This is a genomic window from Megasphaera sp. UBA4233, from assembly GCF_002395615.1.
Taxonomy (GTDB): Bacteria; Bacillota; Negativicutes; order Veillonellales; family Megasphaeraceae; genus Megasphaera; species Megasphaera hexanoica.
The window spans coordinates 71,931-89,445 of record NZ_DGXL01000006.1; the positions used below are offsets into that span (position 1 = coordinate 71,931).

Here is a 17,515-nt window from a genome sequence, read left to right on the forward strand (position 1 = left end):
AAAAATAAAGTTTTTTTACAATGCAGTTTATATTTTCTTAAAGAAATATCCGTATACTAGGGGCATACGCTGATGGAATACTCCGCTTGTGAGTATCTTCCCTTCCAGAAATGATGAAAGGTGATTCTATGATATCGATCATTACTCCCGTGTACAATGAAGAAGAAAATATAAACTGCTTTTATGATGCCGTCACGGCCGTCATGAACCAAGTGGGAATGGATTATGAACTGATATATGTCAACGATGGATCCCGCGATGGGACTGAAAGGGAAATCAACCGGCTGGCAGCTGCCGACCCTCACGTCCGGGCTGTTTCGCTGGCACGGAATTTCGGTCATCAGATTGCCCTTACCTGCGGGATGGACCTTTCCAGAGGAGATGCCATCATCACGATGGACGGAGACATGCAGCATCCACCGGCTCTGATTCCAGAACTGATAGCCCGCTGGCAGGAAGGATATGATATCGTCCAGACTGTGCGGGAAACGACGGAAAACGCCAGCCTTTTTAAACGGATTACGTCGGCAGCCTATTATAAACTCATGAACGCCATATCTGCGACGCCCGTCGTTCCCGGAGGCTCTGATTTCCGCCTCATGGACCGGAAAGCCCTTTCTATCTTCCAAAAGTTCCGTGAACACAGCCGTTTCATCCGTGGCATTGTAGGAGGACTGGGATTCCGGCAGACGACACTATCGTTCAAGGCACCGGCCAGACATGCGGGGACCTCGAAATTTTCCCTGCGGAAAATGCTCCATCTGGCGATGGATGGCATCATTACCAATTCGACAGTACCGCTTCGCATGACCTTTTATCTGGGATTCCTGGGGGCTTTTGCCGGGGTTATACTGATTGTCTATGTTTGTTACTGCCATATTGCGGGCATTACCGTGCCAGGCTGGTCAACGACGGTGATTCTCCTGGCAATCTTTGGCAGTGTCAACCTCATGGCTCTGGGAATATTGGGGGAATATATCGGCCGCATTTTTGAAGAAACAAAACAGAGGCCATTGTACTGGCTGGCGCATGATTCAAAGGAAACAGAACCGGACCGGTCTCTTACAAAATGATATTTCCCGTAGAATCCGTTATCAAAAGTGAGTACAGCTCCTGCAGTTTGGCATAATTAACTGCAGAAGCTGTACTCTTTTTTTATAAAAATGTATCCCCTGTGGGGGATTGAGAATGTATGGGATACTGATATACTAGTCCTATACTCCTTGAAAGGCAGGAAAAACTTCTTATGGAATCTCATGTATATCATGATATCAACAGCCGGCGATTGTATCTTAGTGCAGGTATTTGTCTGGCGATGATACTGTCTGCTGCTATAGATTTAAATACAGGTGCCTCCTCCATTCCTCTCGCTTCTATGGGAGAAGCCCTGCTGGCAGGACCTGACGGCCATACACTTCATTCTATGATTGTCTGGAATATACGACTTCCCATGACCCTGACTTGTATTTTTGTCGGGCTGGCATTAGGAATCGCCGGTCTTCAGGTACAGACGACGACTCATAATCCGCTGGCCAGTCCATATACCCTGGGCATCACGGCGAGTGCCAGTTTTGGTGCTGCTACGGCAATTACTATCGGATTTACCATTGCAGGCTATTTGTGGATTGGGACTACGCTGCTGGCGCTGATTTTTGCAATGATTGCGTCTATGGGCATTTTTTTCCTCGGGCGTCTGAGAGGAATGACTGCCGATACGCTGGTATTTGCCGGGATTATTACTAATTTTTTCTTTTCTGCATTACAACAGTACCTGCAATACCGGGCTTCGGCAGAAGTGGCACAGATTATTTCCAGCTGGACCTTTGGTAATCTGGCCCGCTCTACCTGGACGAGTGTCATTGTCGTTGCCGTCGTAACGGTCGTCAGTTTCTTTTTCCTTGCCCGGTGGGCCTGGAAACTGACGATTCTCACTATAGGGGAAGAACGGGCTGTCAGTCTGGGCATTAACGTACAAAAACTGCGGCTGTACACATTCATCATCTGTTCTTTTCTGATTGCAGCAGCGGTGGGCTTTATCGGTACGGTTGCCTTTGTCGGATTAGTCGCTCCTCATTGTGCACGGCTGATGCTGGGTGAGGACCAGAGGTATTTACTTCCCATGTCGGGCGTTACGGGCAGTTTATTGATACTGATTTCATCTATTATATCCAAACTGCTTTCTGTAGGAGCCATGCTACCTGTTGGTATCATTACATCGATTGTCGGAGTCCCCTTCCTGGGGTTCCTCCTAATTAAAAACAGGAGAAAATAAGATGCTGCATCTTGAAATAGATCACCTTACCGTTTCATATAATAAAGATAACATCTTGGAAGATATCAATGCGTCATTTACAGGCAGTCAGATGATTTCTGTCATTGGTTGCAACGGGGCGGGAAAAACAACATTGCTGAAAGCACTGGCCAGAATGGTACACAGCAGTGGCAGTATCCGCCTTTTTGATGATTCCGGACAGAACTATTCTTCCCGGGATATATCGTATCTGCCACAGCTTGAAAGTGTGGAATCCCGGCTTACTGTTTATGAAATCGTCCTGCTCGGTCTCGTAAAGGAACTGAACTGGCGCGTTACGGAACAACAGGAAAGAAAAGTAGATCAGATTTTGAGGAAACTGGGAATCCATGATTTAGCGGAAGTCCCTATATGCAACCTGAGTGGCGGGCAGAAACAATTGGTATTTATGGCACAGGCAATGGTATCAGAACCTAAAGTACTGCTCATGGACGAACCTACCAGTGCACTGGATTTACGCCATCAGCTGATAGTAATGGATCTGGCGGCCTCCTATACAAGAGAAGCCGGCATTATCACCTTGTTTGTCGTGCATGACCTGATGCTGGCGGCACGCTATGGTGATCAATTATTGCTGTTGGAACAGTCCAGAGTAAAAATGCTGGCAGAACCAGAGAAAGTACTGCATCCGGAGCTTCTGGAGTCGGTATATCAGGTGTCTGTAGAAATAAGCCATAATCAGCACGGGTTTATCATGGTCACACCCTTGAAGCCCTTATAAAAAGGAGGAATCGTTGTGTTTGTAAAAAGATGGATGTATACGTTGGTGGTACTTGTTTGTATGATAATGGCCGGGAGCATTCTTTCAGGATGCAGTACGGAGAAAAAAGATACGTCTGCTGCAGCCGTCATGACATTTACCGATCTTGAAAACAGGAATGTGTCGCTGGATAAAATGCCGGAAAAATTTGTGGTAGGTGACTATATCACCAATTTCCTGCTGGTAGGCGGCGCTCCCAGCCTGGATAAGGTAGTAGGTGTCACAGCCGACGGCTGGCAGGATGTCCGTTATGGCGAATATCAGGTGTTCACCAAAGCGTTTCCCCGCCTGAAGACGGGAGAGTCTGATAGTATCCCCAGTATTGGCGGATATCATGACAATGTTCTCAATGCAGAAAAAATCTTGTCTTTGAAACCTGATGTGCTGATTATAGATAAGAGCCAGTTTGCTGAAAATAATCAGGCCATAGAAAATTTTGAAAAAGCCGGTATCAGGGTAGTCGTATTGGATTATCATTCGGAAACACTGGAAAATCATGTAAAAAGCACAGAGATACTTGGTAAATTATTAGGAAGAGAAGAAGTAGCACAAAAGCAGATCGATACATATAAAAATGCCGTAGAAGAGGTGTACCGGCGTGTAGATGCCCTGCCGGACAGCCAGAAACATAAAAAAGTATACATGGAAATCGGCAATAAGGGAACAAGGGAATATGGCAACAGCTATAATAACAACTTCCTTTGGGGAGCGATTATTCATCGTGTCGGCGGTGATAACATTTCTGGCAATATGAAAACAACTTATGGCGCATTGGACAAGGAATTTGTAACATCGGAAAATCCGGATGTCATTATTATTGGCGGCAGTATATGGGCGAAAGATACTAAAAATGACCAGATGCGCATGGGATTTACTGTCGATGAAAAAACGGCCCAGAAACGTCTTCGCGGATTTGCATCCATTCCGGAGTGGCAACATTTAAAAGCTGTTCAGGATGGCGAAGTATATGGCGTAGACCATGGAAGCTTGCGGACGATGGCAGATTATACATTTACACAGTATATTGCGAAAATCCTGTATCCGGAAGCGTTTGCAGACATGGATCCGCAGAAGAACATGAATGATTTCTACGCGACATTCCTGCCAGAACTTACATATACAGGTACATTTATGATTAAGTTAGAAAAATAGGATGCACTTTGCCTAGCCATGCAAAAGAAAAAAATGCCGGCCATTCTTTTACAGAATGGCCGGTTTTGGTGCATCCGGAACTTTGTGTATGGCTTTTATGGTGAAAGATAGGTGCGGGCAGATAGAGATGCTTTATATTTCCATCGATAGCACAGATACATAGATAAAGCAGCTGTGAACCATGTAAAAGGATAAATGGCAGCCAGCGTCGTGATTTCCGGACGAGATGGGAAGAAGAGAAGGAGACACGCCATCCGGAGCATGCAAAAATTAATAAGGATGACTGTCATGGGTGTAAGGACACAGCCTATGCTGCGTAATACTGCTCCGTATACTTCCAGTATGACATACAGCCCATAAAACGGCAGTGTGATGACGACTATTCTCAGGCAGTCGGATATTACATAGATATCTGTAGTAAACGGATAAAAGGCATAAGTGCCCAGATAAAGTACGAATGCTGCTATGAATTCGGTTACCATGATTCCCAGGAACAGACTGGTACGCATTCCCTTCCGGGCTCTCGATGGAAGGTTCGCTCCAAGATTCTGGCCAGTAAATATGAGGACGGCCTGGCCTAAGGCGATGATGGGGAAATACAGGAGTAATTCCAACTTAAAATATGCAGTAAATGCGGCCATGGCTGATGTCCCCAGACTGTTTATATGATACTGGATGAAGATGTTGGAAGCCGTCATCACTACGGATTGCAACCCTGCAGGGATACCCAGACGGAATATGGCGTACATGGCGTGAGAGTCCCATCGGGGGCTGGAACCGGTCGTGTTGTCATGGAGAATCTGCTTCCACAGATAATACAGACATAGGCATCCGGCTGCGCCCTGGGAAAGGAAGGTAGCCCAGGCAGCCCCGCTGATTCCCAGTTCCCATACGCAAATACAGAGTGCATCGGCCACTACGTTTATTACGCCTCCGATAAACTGGAAGTAAAGCGGGCTGCGGGAGTCTCCCGTCGCCCGGATAATACCAGAACAGATATTATAGAGTAAAATCCAGACAGCACTGCATAAATAAACTTGCAGATAGGAAATGGCCAGAGGGGCAATAGACGGGGGTGTATTCAGATGCAGGATGAAGAAAGGCGCAGTTATATAGCCAAGAATGGATAAAAAAAGTCCGCTGATCAGTGAAATCCCTATTGCTGAATAGACAAGCCTTATAATAGCGGTTGTATTATGTTGTCCATAATACCGGGCTGTGAGAATAGAGGCGCCGATGGAAAGACCGCTGAAAAAGCCAATCAGGCAGGCGATGAAAAGGGCACAGGTACCAATGGCAGCAGCTGCGGTGGTACCAAGAAACTGACCGATATAAATCAAATCGACAGTGTCATATAATAGCTGGATCAGGCTGGATCCAAGCAGTGGAAGGGAATAACTGATAAGAGCGCGGCTGCATGAGCTATGCAATAAATCGTCAGAACGGTTGCGGGACAAAGAAAGGAACATATCGACCTCGGTTTCTGATAATGCGGAAAGACAGGTGCTGTATATAGCATAAGAACGGCAGACTGTCCGGATGAGTGAGAGGAGTAATCCAGGCAGGTGCCGTCCTTATGACAGGTGTGTAGTATATTCATTCATGGATCCTGTGCCCAGGTTCAAAGCATAGAATCCAGTAATGACTTTGTATAATCAGCATGGGGATGAGAAAATATGGCTTCCGTTTCCCCACGTTCCACGATAGTACCCCGGTTCATGACCAGCATCGTATTGCATAAACGGCGGGCCAGGTACAAATCGTGGGTAATGAACAGGCAGGCGATGTGATGACGCTGGCAGGATGACTTTATAAGACTGGCTATTTCGCCACGGATGCTGACATCCAATGCACTGGTGGCTTCATCACAGATCAGCAGCTTCGGGCGCATACACAACGCACGGAGCACGGCTGCACGCTGGCATTCCCCGCCGCTGACCTGATGAGGATAGCGGTCGAGGTGAGCCGGTGTCAGATGGACTTCCTGCAATAACTGGTCCATATCTTCGTCATGGAACGGGATATGATAATTGTGCAGGCCGGCCCGGATGCTTTTCCCAAGTGTAAAGCGGGGATGAAAGGAGCGTACAGGGTTTTGGAAAACCATTTGCAGTTTTTTGTACAGCTCTTTTTGATGGCGGGACGGAAGATGCGTAATATCGCGGCCATCGAAGCGGATTTGTCCGCTGTCAGGCTGGATAAACTGGCAGATGAGCCGGCCCAGCGTGCTTTTGCCGGAACCGCTTTCTCCGACAATAGCCATGATTTCTTTTTCGTCCAGTTGAAAGGAAACATCATCGACGGCCCGGAAAGGGATGCCTCCCCGTTCATATGTTTTTACGAGATGGTTTATTTCAAGGAGCATGGAACAGACTCCTTTCTCATACCGGCAAGGGTAAGAAGACGTTCTGTATAGGCGGCGCCGGGATGGGCAATGATGGGCTTTGCCGGCCCGTATTCTTCTACATGGCCCTGGCGCAGGATCAGCAATGTATCTGCCATATACGCGGCCAGCCGGATATCGTGGGTAACGAGGATAATAGCCGTCTGATGATGACGGCGCAGGCGCAGCAGGGCATCGGCCATCTTTTTCTGGGTTACGCTGTCTACGGCCGAAGTCGGTTCATCGGCAAATACCAGTCTGGGAGGAATTATGAGAGGAAACAGAAGCCCTGCTCGCTGCACCATGCCGCCGGATAACTCCTGCGGGTACGAAGAGAGGCTTCCTTTCGGCAGATCCAGGACGGCGGCCCGGTCAGCCGCTGTTTTGTCGAATTCATTCCGGTTCATTCCGGCTGTACGGGCTGCGTCCCATAATTGATCATAAATGGAGCGGACCGGACAGAAAGAAGACAGCGAATCCTGGAATACGTAATTCATGTCCCGTCCACGCAGAGGAAGCCAGTCATCTTTCCGGACCAGAGGCCGGCCTTCAAAGGCAATACTGCCATTTGTGATGCGTATTGTATCGGGCAGCATCCCGGCACAGGCTTTGAGAATAGTCGTCTTCCCGCTGCCGGATTCGCCGACGATGACCAGGATTTCTCCCTGATGGAGAGAAAAGCTGACCTGTTTTACGATGGGACTATCCCCTATAGCAATGGATATCTCTTTTACTGTGAGCAATGACGGCTGTGCCTCTGTCATACTATCATCCTTTTCTGTACGGGTTTAATACGTTGGTTATTGCATATCCAGTTCCGGTGTAATTTCATAATAATCGGATGGGTGAGCTGCGAAACCGGTTACGTTCTTTTTCATGACGAAGCTCATCTTGAGGAATGATGCGTACAGTACGGCATCATCATCGAGAATCTGCTGCTGGATGCGGATGGCCAGGTCATTTCTCTGATTGCGGTCAAATGTATTGTGCAATTCATCAATCATGGCATCTACCTGGGGATTGCTGTAGTAGCCGTTATTATACGGCTGGTTTGAATAGATTTTACTCATGAGGTAGTATTCGGGATCCCCGGTCGGAGCCGTTACGATTGCCTGGGCATAAATGTCATATTCGCCGCGTTTCAGGAAGTCCTTATAGTTATCGGTAGCGTTGACATCGAGTTTGATGCCGATATCTTTCAGGGCCGACTGGGCATATTCAGCGAGAAGGGGCAGTTCCTGGCGTGATGTGTAGGTCAGCCAGCGCAATGTCAGTGGCTGACCGTCCTTGGTGACATAGCCGGCGCTGTTTGTTTCTGTATAACCGGCTTCTTTCAGCAATGCTTTTGCCTGTTCCGGATTGTATTTGGGACCATTCAGGCCTTTGCCATAAGGTGTTGTGTCAGGGAATGCACCCGTTGCGACAACGCCGTTGCCATTCAATAATACGTTTACGAATTTATCTTTGTCCAGAGCCATCGTAATGGCTTTGCGTACGCGGTTATCCTGGAGTGCCGGTGTCTTGAAATTCATGGCAGCCTGGTATACACGGGACGTAGCGGTCGAACTGATTTTGTATTTACTGGTATCCTGGAAATTAGGCAGGCTGGCATAAGGAAGTCCCTGGACTGCGTCGAGTTCCCCGCTCTGCATTGCCATGGATAAAGAGTCACCATCGGTTATGCTGCGGACGACGATTTTGTCCATTTTTGGTTTGGTCTGGCCCCAGTAATGTTCATTTTTTTTGAGTTCGATTCCCTGGTCGTCTACTTTGACGGCTACATACGGGCCGGTACCGACGGCAATTTTATCCTTGATGCCGGCTTCCATATCGATAATGGCACCATACGGATCTGCCAGATAATTGATCAGGGCCGGCACTTTTTCTGATGAATGGATGGTAACTGTCTGACCGTCGGCCGTAATATTGTCGATTTTCAGGTCATGAGGGGCCCGGTCATTGCGCTTGATGAGATCTTCCAGACAGGCTTTGACGGCTTCCCCGGTTACTTTCTTTCCATTGGAGAAAGTAATATCATCACGGAGCTTGATTTTCAGCGTATTATCATCGACCTGTTCGTACGATTCGGCCAGCCAGGGCTGGACGTTCATGTCATTGTCGAATTTAAACAGCGTTTCTCCTACACCATAGCGGACGGTACTCCAGCCACAGTAGGTGTCATGAGGATCGGTACTGGCATTCTGCATTGCCGGCCCGTAGGCCATGGTCCCATAATGGAATACTTTCCCTTCCTCCTTGGCTGTTTTGCCTGTATCTGAGCCGCAGCCGGATACGAGCAGAGCTGCTCCCAGCATAGCTGCAAGCAGACATTTGAATTTGTTGTTCATACATGTCACCTCGTCGTTTTAGAATCGGCCAGATCCCGCAGACTATCGGCAAAAAGCTGGAATGTGGCCACAGTAATGAATATAGCAGCACCAGGAACGAAAACAGTCCAGGGTGCGGTCTGCAGCAGGTTGCGTGCTCCGCTCATCATAGATCCCCATTCGGCAGCCGGCGGGGCAGTACCGAGCCCCAGGAAGGACAGACCGGCGATTTCTGTAATGATGGTGCCGATATCAAGGGCGGCTGTTATCAGCACCGGGCCGATGATTTCTGGCAGGATCTGTACAATCAGGATCTGCAGGGAAGAGAAACCGCTCATACGGGCTGCCTCGATGTAATATTCGTGGCGCAGAGGCAGTACCTGATTGCGTACGAGGCGGGTGTATTTAGGCCAGGCAACGGCCGCAATAGCAAAGGCTGCGTTAAAGGTACCGCCACCCAGGATACCGGCAACGGCAATGGCAAAGACCATGGAGGGAAATGCAAGGAATACGTCTGTCAGGCGGAGTAAAACAGTCGTTGCTTTTCCCTTGTGATAGCCGCAGATCAGTCCGATGAAGGAACCCAGGGACGAGGCGGCAAGAGCGACTGCCAATGCAGTAAAGACCGTTGTTTTGGCACCGGACAGGGTACGGGACAGCATGTCACGGCCATAGCGGTCCGTTCCCAGCCAGTGTGTGGCATCAGGTGGTTTGAGTGCCATGGTCAGATCCTGATCGTACGGGCCGAAGGGCATGATGTGGTCTGACAAAAGAGAAATAATGAGTCCCAGCAGAATCAGGGAGAGAAAGAAATAAAACCGTTTCCGCTTTGTCATGTGCATGAGTCAGTCCTCCTTTTCCCGGACAGTAATGCGCGGGTCGAGAAAACCGCAGACGATATCGGAAAGAAGATTGACTCCGACGTAAATAATAGACATCCAGATGACATAGGCCTGGATGATGGGATAGTCGCGCATCATAATGGCATCTACGGCCAGTTTTCCGATGCCGTCCCAGAGAAAGATGGATTCGATGATAGCGGCCCCGCCGAGGAGCGAACCGGCAGATACGGCAAGCAGTGCCAGTAGTGGAGCCAGTACGGAGCGCAGTACATAGCGGGTAATGACAAACCGGTAAGACAATCCCCGGGACAAGGCGGCCTGCACGTATTCCTTGCTCAGCTCATCAAGGAATACCGCCCGTATCTGACGCATATATTTGGCGGTCATGGCGATAGAAAGGGTAAGGGCCGGCAGGACAGGGAGCATGGATGAACTGGTACCCAGGAAAGAAAAAACATGCCATTTCACTGCGAACAGGTACAATAAAATGATGGCAATAAAGAAATCAGGCAGAGAATTGCCCGTAAACGACAGCAGGCGGACCAGCTGATCCCAGATGCTGCCCTTGCGGATTGCCGCGAGAATACCCAGAGGAAGGGAGATGAGCAAGGTCAGTCCCAATGCCATGACCATCAATTCGATGGTAGCAGGCAGTTTGTCCATGATAGTTGTAAAGACGGGCGTTCCGGAAACAAAGGAATTTCCCATATCGCCATGGAGTATGTTGACGACCCATGCGGCATACTGGGTAAAGAAATCCTTATCCAGACCCAGCGTGGCACGGCGGGCAGCTGCAGCTGCTTCATTGGCTCCTCCATTCTGGTCATACAGGATATCGACTGTATCGGTCGTAACGGTGTGCATCAGGGCGAATGACATAAACGTAATGCCTATCAGGATAGGAATAAGATGCAGCAACCGTTGTAATATATACCGTTTCATAAAAATACCTCTTTCCCATGAGATTTCATCGGTAAGAACATTTTAATTATAATGTGTTTTCAAGAAAAATGGTAAGCCCCGTAGGGGGATGTGGATAATGAAATTCTTTTATGATGGATTTAGATATTCTGTACCCTGCCATGCCCCCGGAGGGGATAGGCAAAGGGATTTTTTACTTATATACTTTTAAGTAAATATACGGGTATGCTATATATGATGAGGGGTGAACTACAGATGGGAGAAATCAGTAAACAAATTCAAAGCTATTGGAACCGTCGCAGTCAGGATTTCAGTGCCGTACGGAAGAAAGAACTGGCGAGCCATGATGCAGCTGCCTGGCAGTCTTATATTGAAAGGTATCTGCCCAAGGGCCGCAGCTTGCGCATACTGGACATCGGCACCGGACCGGGGTTCCTGGCTATTCTTATGGCGCGTCTGGGTCATGATGTTACAGCTATTGATTCTTCGACGGGCATGATACAGGAAGCCTGCCGGAATGCAGCGGAATATCACGTATCCGTCGATTTTCAGACCGGCGACGCCCAGGCACTGCCTTTTGCGCCGGCTTCGTTTGACGTAGTATTGTCTCGTAATCTGACGTGGAACCTGCCAAATGCAGTGAAGGCGTACCAGGACTGGCACCGCGTACTGCGCGATGGAGGATTGCTTTTGAATTTTGATTCCGATTATGGTCCTGTTCAGTTTACCTCGGCTGCATCAGAAGAAAAGAATATTCATCATACTGTCGATTCGGACCTTATCCGGGAGTGCGAATCCCTGAAAGATGCCTTATCTATCAGCAGGGAATGTCGTCCGGCATGGGATATGTACCGGCTGCAGGATATCGGATTTACCGATTGTCAGTGCGTAAAAGATATCCGTCCGGTTGTTCATATTTCATCGTGTATGCAATATGATTCGGCTCCCTTATTCTGCCTTTCAGCACACAAAAAAGGATTGGCCCGCTGTGCCCATTGACATGATCTGTTTCCATTGACACACGGCGACGGTGAACGTATCATAAGACATGACAACGTGTGACAATTCTTTCAGATAGTGGTGAAGGCAATGGATAAAGAGCATGTGTTTTTTGAAAATTATGCCGGAACATGGGATCAGGACCGCAAGGAAAATCCGGAGGTTCTGTCCTTCCTGATAAAAATGGCAGGAATTTCAGCAGGTGATACCGTACTGGACGTCGGCAGTGGTACAGGAATTCTGCTTCCCTATCTGCATCAGGCTGTTACCGATACGGGACGGATCGAAGAACTGGATTATTCCCATCGTATGCTGGAACAGGCCCGGCAGAAATTTGCATCCTTTCCAGGCGTTACGTATACGGAAAAGAATATCCTGAAATATAAGCTGCCACAGAAGGCATACGATGCGATTGTTTGCCTGAATTTTTATCCGCATATTGCGCAGTATAAAGAAGTGTTTATCAAAAAAATGACAGCCGCTCTTAAACAGGACGGTTCTCTCATCATTATGCATGACATGCCCCGCAGCCGGGTCAACGCCATGCATGATCAGGGAGAGAATCCACCGTCCTGTGTGCTTCCGCCGGTGGATATCATGGCGACCATGCTGATTACGGCAGGTCTTACGGTGACGGTTGCCATGGATACGGAATCGTTCTATTTCATCAGGGCAGAAAAGAAGCAGTATATCCCCTATGAACAGTATCCGGAACCGCATTTTCAGGAAGAAACTTCCCGTCAGGAAACAGATACTTCCGGGCACAGTCACGTACACAGTCATACGCAGACAAAGGCTGTCATGAACCGGCTGGCCCGGATCAGCGGCCATCTGGAAGCGATTAAGCGCATGGTAGAAGAAGGACGGGATTGCAGTGATATTCTGATTCAGATTTCTGCGGTCGATTCTGCCCTGGTAAGTGTGGGAAAAGTGATTCTCCGCGATCATATTGACCATTGCATTGTCGATGCGGTAAAAGATAATGATATGGAAGCTGTAGACAATTTGAAAAAAGCCATTACGACATTCATTAAATAGGAGATAGTATGGAGATGCAGGATAAGGCCCGGGCTGTGGGCCAGCGCTGGGATTATTGTGCCGCCGGGTACGACAAGATAATAGAAGAAGAACGGCAGACACAGGAAGAATGCTGGCGTCAGCTGCTTATGGCACATCGGCCTGCCCAATCGGGCGAATTACTCGATATAGGTACGGGACCGGGATTTTTTGCCATCCTCATGGCAAAAGTTGGCTGGAAGGCTACAGGTATAGATTGTTCGGCAGCCATGATAGAAACGGCGTCGCGTAATGCCCGGAAAGCTGGAATAGATGCCACATTCCGGCAGGAAGATATTCATGCCACCTCTTTTCCCGGCCAGTCTTTCGATTACATAGTCTGCCGGAATGTCACCTGGATTCTGTATGACCCGGAAAAAGCCTTTTGCGAGTGGTTCCGGCTGTTAAAGCCAGGGGGCCGTCTCTTGTATCTGGATGCCAACTGGTATTATGTAAAAGACGAAGCAGAACGGGCGGCAAGGGAACGCGATGAGAAAGAATACCGCCGGTTATATGGCGTGCCTGTCGATACGTATTGTGGTGATGATCTTACCGATCAGACGTTTCAACAGACTCTGTTTTTTAATCACGTTGACCGGCCGCGCTGGGACCGGGACCATCTGTCCCGGTTTGGATTTACCAACGTACAGATTACGCCACGGTTGAACGAGCAGGTCTATGATGAAAAGTACCGGCTGTTGTTCCATTCTATTCCGCTTTTTATGGTGACGGCAGATAAAAAATAATAGGATACGGATAAAATCTTGTCTGTGGCGGATAGGTGCTGGCGGACCGGCAATAAGGATGATTTTATACACGAAACGGGACTGTTTTTAGGACAGCCCGTTTTCTTTTTCCTTCAGCCGTACGGGATACAGAAAGGGGGATTATATGTTATAATACGGTAAAGAGATTCCTCTTACTAAAGGATGTGATACTATGCAATTGCGCATTATCTGTGGAGATATAACGACCTGGCCGGCAGAGGCGATTGTCAATTCAGCCAGTGAAAGCCTGATGAGTACTGGCGGCCTGGATAACCGCATTTATCAGGCAGGAGGCATTTCCTTGCGTGCTGCCTGCAGCAGTCTCGGCGGCTGCCCGGAAGGGAAAGCGGTACTTACCTTTGGGTATAAATTGCCGGCCCGCTATGTGATTCATACGGTGGCTCCGTTCTGGCGCGGAGGAAGCCATCACGAAGAGTCGCAGCTGCTGTCTTGTTACCGGGCCAGTCTGTCTCTGGCGAGAGAAAAGGAAGTGCATCATCTGGCATTTTCGTCTCTGGGAACGGGAGATAAACGGATTCCTCTGAACCGGGCTGCGGACGTTGCCATCCCTGTACTTCTGGAAGAAGGATTTGGGTTTTCGCGTATTGACTTCGTCTGTGAAACACAAGAAGAACAGGACGCCTATACTAAGGCGGTCATTTTTTACTGGCTGCAGCAGATCAATGATGCGGCAAAAGAGGATATACACACCGTATTGGAAAAGGCGTTGACGGCATTGACTGTGCTTCGCCAGACGAGTGATGGCCAGGAACCGATGGCCCAGGCTGATATGCTTCTGTCCCTGCGGCATACTCTGCATCCGTTTGCAGCCCTGCCGGTACCGCGGAGCATTATGAATCTGGAAAGTACGGCGCGGCAGGTGATGGACATTTATCATCTGGCCGGGACGAAGGCACAGGCCAACTAAAAGGAGATATGAAAGATGGATACTATTATTATTGGCAACGGTGGCAGTCATGAAATCGATTTGTCCCTGACCTGTCCGGCATGTCACGGAAAGGGCGTATTTCATACGTGGGACTGTATCAATGGCACCGATGACCTGGCAATGCGCCAGCGCGTGCTGCATGACCAGTCACTCTTCTTCTACACCTGTCCACACTGCCAGAGTGCAGTCCATGTAGAAGAAAAATGTCTGTACTTTGATAAAAAGAAGCATTTCATGGTATGGCATATTCCCGATTTAAAAATGACCGTTACCAGTGGAGAAGTTGAAGATTTCCTGGGACAGAATGATTTTTCCGGATATGACTGCCGGGTAGCTCTTACCTGGGGAGAATGGCGGGAAAAGATTATAGAAATGGAAAGTTCCTTTGACGACCGGCTGTACGAGCTGATTAAATATGGGGCATATCAGTTGCTGAAACCGGAGCAGAAAGAAAAACTGCCTCTGGAAATGTACCACTTCGATTACGCTGACGATTCGTATCAGCCAGATCAGCTGGCCCTTGTATTCATGGAAGCAGACCAGAAGGGAAACGGCTATGTATATCCCGTGAATACGAAGATGCTGGAAGTGACTCACGATGTATTCCTGCCGGTTCTGCAGAAACTTTCACCACAAGCCGGGAAGGGTGTATTTGAACGGTATGGATATTCCTGGGCTGAACATTTTATGAAATATATCATAGAAGCAGCCAAAAAGCCCGGGATGGAGACGTACAGTCAGCTCGTCGGATTCTGGATACGGACGATAGGGCGCGAAATTTTTCAGACAGAATTAAAAGGGCAGTAACATTTATTCCGAATACAAGACAGAGGCAGCAGCAAAATGAACTGTGGGAAGTCATTTTGCTGCTGCCTCTTGATTTTTCCGTACATTATTATTTGGCTTTTGTAATCATACTGTAAGCGGCATATCCGCTCTGCCCGGCATGATCTCCTTCTTTAATCGTGATGGGAACGAATCCGTTTCCATGGGGATTGCCTGTCACTTCGATGGGAACGGCCGATTGGAAAACCAGTACCTGATTGTTCCGCAGCATCGTGCGGATTTTATCCGTATCGTGGTTTTTAGCAGCTGTAATAAACAGATCAATGTCCTTTTCGTTTATGACGACATAAGTGCCGCGTGTCATCATGTACGTTTTTCCGGATTCAAAATTGGGAAATTCCTTTTTTTGTGATTTAGGAACTTCCGTCGATGAATACGATGAGAAATCGACGTGAGCCGGTGCATTCTGGCGCTGGCGGTACATGTAGTACCCAAACAGGCAGAGACAGATAATCAGAAGAGGAATGAGACTGAAACGGGTAGCGTGTGTCAGCCGCTCTGAAAGGGGCTGTGGTTCTTCTTCTTCCTCATCTTCCATACTTTCTTCTTCCTGCAGTGTATCGGCAGGGAGATTCAGGGCCCCGGCCAGTACCATAGAAAGAGGGACACCGTATCCACTGGCCGGATAAATCATCTGCAACCGGTCGAGGGCGCTCGTACAGGCCCGGGCCCGGCTGGCAGCATCATCCAGATCGGCACTGAGACGCAGGCGGTGGATAATAGAAATAAATGAATCGTTTCCCAGATTGGGCATATAGGTAATGGCGAGGAAACGGAGATCGCGTATGTATAATTCAGGCAGCATAAATGTCCGGCCCGATGTTTCATAACTGGCTTTCAGTGTACGCAGAGTGCGTGAAGCATCATACAAGGCCAGGACATCTCCTTTCAGGAGGGGCAGGATTTGCCGGTCCCATACGGTGGCAAAATCTGCACTATGTGCTACCATAGAAGCCGTCACTTTGCGCGAACATGAAAAGTCATCTACCGGTGGCTTTACCAGATAGGTCATGCTGTGAGCTTTGGATTCACTGATCCAGGCGATAGCGATACGGCAGATGCTGGTATCGTCGCTGCTGGCTTTGTCGAAAGCGATGGCAATGGCCGAGTTATTTTTACGGCGCATGATGGATTGTAAAATTTGTTGTGTCTTGATGTCCTCCTCCATAATACCATCCTTTCTATAAGAACATCTGGTATGCGGCTATCAGACTTTACTCTGCCGCTTTCTGGACCGGGATGAATGGGCGTAATGATGACGGTGAACCGGTTTTAATTTGAAATAATTGTGCTTGACCGTTTTATTTTTATCATCGGTAATCGTATTGACTTCGAACATATCCAGAGATTCGATGAAGGGGACAAATTTCTTGAATCCGAAATTGCGGACATCGAAGTCGGAAAATTGTTTGTTGAGCAGATTGCCCAGCGTACCGGAGAAAATCCAGCCGTTATCGTCGGAATTTTCTTCCGTGATTTTTACCAGCGCCTGCCGGATTGTGCGGAAATTTTTGCCCGAAGTTTTTTCTGATTTGACCGGTTCTTCTGTGGCGGGAGAGATGACAGGCGGTGTATCATCGATGATTGCCGGTTTGGCCGCATCCGTTGTTTCTGTATCGGCTTCATTTTCTGCTTCTTCCAGCAGGACATCGAGATAGAGAAACTTATTGCATGCCGAGATAAAAGATCGGGGCGTCTTACTTTCTCCCATGCCGAGGACGTATTTCTGTGATTCCCGGAGCCGGGATGCCAGACGGGTGAAATCGCTGTCTGAAGAAACGATGCAGAAACCGTCGAGATTGCTTTGGTATAACAGGTCCATCGTGTCGATGATTAATGCTGAGTCAGTCGAATTTTTTCCCGTCGTATTACTGTATTGCTGAATGGGCTGTATGGCATTGTTGAGAATCGTCGTCCGCCATGACGCCATCTGTGGTGTAGTCCAGTTGCCGTAAATCCGTTTATAAATGACATCGCCAAGATTATTGGCTTCAGATAAAATAACATCAATGTACTTTGTCGAAATATTTTCGGCATCGATCAACACCGCAAGTTTCATTTCCTGGTTCATAACTGTATGCTCCTCCTGTATAGAATTATTTTATCATGTAGCGTAATAAAGATAAAGCAGAGGATTATAGGAAATGGAAAAAATAACAGGGGCATCCGGTAAAGTAAAACTCGACTTACCGGATGCCCCTG

The 17,515-nt window shown here is 48.2% G+C and carries 17 protein-coding genes; 9 read left to right on the forward strand and 8 right to left on the reverse strand.

Going from position 1 to position 17,515, the window contains the following annotated elements:
• Positions 1–128 precede the first annotated feature (128 nt).
• From B2U90_RS01085 to B2U90_RS01100, 4 genes are all read left to right on the forward strand, one after another.
• Positions 129–1,073, forward strand: coding sequence for a glycosyltransferase family 2 protein (locus B2U90_RS01085; RefSeq protein WP_292016873.1), 945 nt, complete (start codon positions 129–131; stop codon positions 1,071–1,073).
• Positions 1,074–1,246: 173 nt separating this feature from the next.
• Complete coding sequence (locus B2U90_RS01090; protein WP_292016874.1) at positions 1,247–2,272, forward strand: FecCD family ABC transporter permease; 1,026 nt, start codon at positions 1,247–1,249, stop codon at positions 2,270–2,272.
• A gap of 1 nt (position 2,273) precedes the next feature.
• A complete protein-coding gene (locus B2U90_RS01095; RefSeq protein WP_292016875.1) occupies positions 2,274–3,032 on the forward strand; it encodes an ABC transporter ATP-binding protein in 759 nt (252 codons plus the stop codon).
• A gap of 15 nt (positions 3,033–3,047) precedes the next feature.
• Positions 3,048–4,223 (forward strand): ABC transporter substrate-binding protein, encoded by a 1,176-nt coding sequence (locus tag B2U90_RS01100; protein ID WP_292016876.1) that lies wholly within the window; start codon positions 3,048–3,050, stop codon positions 4,221–4,223.
• Positions 4,224–4,318: 95 nt separating this feature from the next.
• Here B2U90_RS01100 and B2U90_RS01105 read toward each other — a convergent pair whose 3' ends face one another.
• The 6 genes from B2U90_RS01105 to B2U90_RS01130 form a co-directional block, all read right to left on the reverse strand.
• A complete protein-coding gene (locus B2U90_RS01105) occupies positions 4,319–5,692 on the reverse strand; it encodes an MATE family efflux transporter (protein ID WP_292016877.1) in 1,374 nt (457 codons plus the stop codon).
• 152 nt (positions 5,693–5,844) lie between these two features.
• Positions 5,845–6,588, reverse strand: a complete 744-nt coding sequence (locus B2U90_RS01110; RefSeq protein ID WP_292016878.1) for an ABC transporter ATP-binding protein — start codon at positions 6,586–6,588, stop codon at positions 5,845–5,847.
• Entirely contained in the window at positions 6,573–7,370 is a 798-nt protein-coding gene (locus tag B2U90_RS01115; protein WP_292016879.1) for a dipeptide/oligopeptide/nickel ABC transporter ATP-binding protein, read from the reverse strand. The genes B2U90_RS01110 and B2U90_RS01115 overlap by 16 nt, the downstream gene beginning before the upstream one ends.
• A gap of 36 nt (positions 7,371–7,406) precedes the next feature.
• Positions 7,407–8,954, reverse strand: a complete 1,548-nt coding sequence (locus B2U90_RS01120) for an ABC transporter substrate-binding protein (protein ID WP_292016880.1) — start codon at positions 8,952–8,954, stop codon at positions 7,407–7,409.
• Positions 8,955–8,959: 5 nt separating this feature from the next.
• A complete protein-coding gene (locus B2U90_RS01125; protein WP_292016881.1) occupies positions 8,960–9,775 on the reverse strand; it encodes an ABC transporter permease in 816 nt (271 codons plus the stop codon).
• A gap of 3 nt (positions 9,776–9,778) precedes the next feature.
• Complete coding sequence (locus B2U90_RS01130; RefSeq protein ID WP_292016882.1) at positions 9,779–10,717, reverse strand: ABC transporter permease; 939 nt, start codon at positions 10,715–10,717, stop codon at positions 9,779–9,781.
• 234 nt (positions 10,718–10,951) lie between these two features.
• Between B2U90_RS01130 and B2U90_RS01135 the strand changes: the two genes are divergently transcribed.
• The 5 genes from B2U90_RS01135 (at position 10,952) to B2U90_RS01155 (ending at position 15,274) form a co-directional block, all read left to right on the forward strand.
• Positions 10,952–11,695: a class I SAM-dependent methyltransferase gene (locus tag B2U90_RS01135; protein ID WP_292016883.1), complete on the forward strand. Its 744-nt coding sequence runs from the start codon at positions 10,952–10,954 to the stop codon at positions 11,693–11,695.
• A 90-nt stretch (positions 11,696–11,785) separates the two neighbouring features.
• Positions 11,786–12,733 (forward strand): metal-sensing transcriptional repressor, encoded by a 948-nt coding sequence (locus B2U90_RS01140; protein ID WP_292016884.1) that lies wholly within the window; start codon positions 11,786–11,788, stop codon positions 12,731–12,733.
• A gap of 8 nt (positions 12,734–12,741) precedes the next feature.
• Complete coding sequence (locus B2U90_RS01145; protein WP_292016885.1) at positions 12,742–13,497, forward strand: class I SAM-dependent methyltransferase; 756 nt, start codon at positions 12,742–12,744, stop codon at positions 13,495–13,497.
• Positions 13,498–13,690: 193 nt separating this feature from the next.
• Positions 13,691–14,446 carry a macro domain-containing protein gene (locus B2U90_RS01150; protein ID WP_075581839.1) on the forward strand — a complete coding sequence of 252 codons (756 nt, stop codon included), beginning with the start codon at positions 13,691–13,693 and terminating at the stop codon, positions 14,444–14,446.
• A 15-nt stretch (positions 14,447–14,461) separates the two neighbouring features.
• Positions 14,462–15,274: a CpXC domain-containing protein gene (locus B2U90_RS01155; RefSeq protein WP_292016886.1), complete on the forward strand. Its 813-nt coding sequence runs from the start codon at positions 14,462–14,464 to the stop codon at positions 15,272–15,274.
• A gap of 88 nt (positions 15,275–15,362) precedes the next feature.
• Here the strand turns inward: B2U90_RS01155 and B2U90_RS01160 are convergent, their stop codons facing one another.
• Together B2U90_RS01160 and B2U90_RS01165 are read right to left on the reverse strand one after the other, a co-directional pair.
• On the reverse strand, positions 15,363–16,481 hold the full coding sequence (locus tag B2U90_RS01160; RefSeq protein ID WP_075581841.1) for a hypothetical protein: 1,119 nt from the start codon (positions 16,479–16,481) through the stop codon (positions 15,363–15,365).
• Positions 16,482–16,520: 39 nt separating this feature from the next.
• Positions 16,521–17,384 (reverse strand): NYN domain-containing protein, encoded by an 864-nt coding sequence (locus B2U90_RS01165; protein ID WP_292016887.1) that lies wholly within the window; start codon positions 17,382–17,384, stop codon positions 16,521–16,523.
• Positions 17,385–17,515 lie beyond the last annotated feature (131 nt).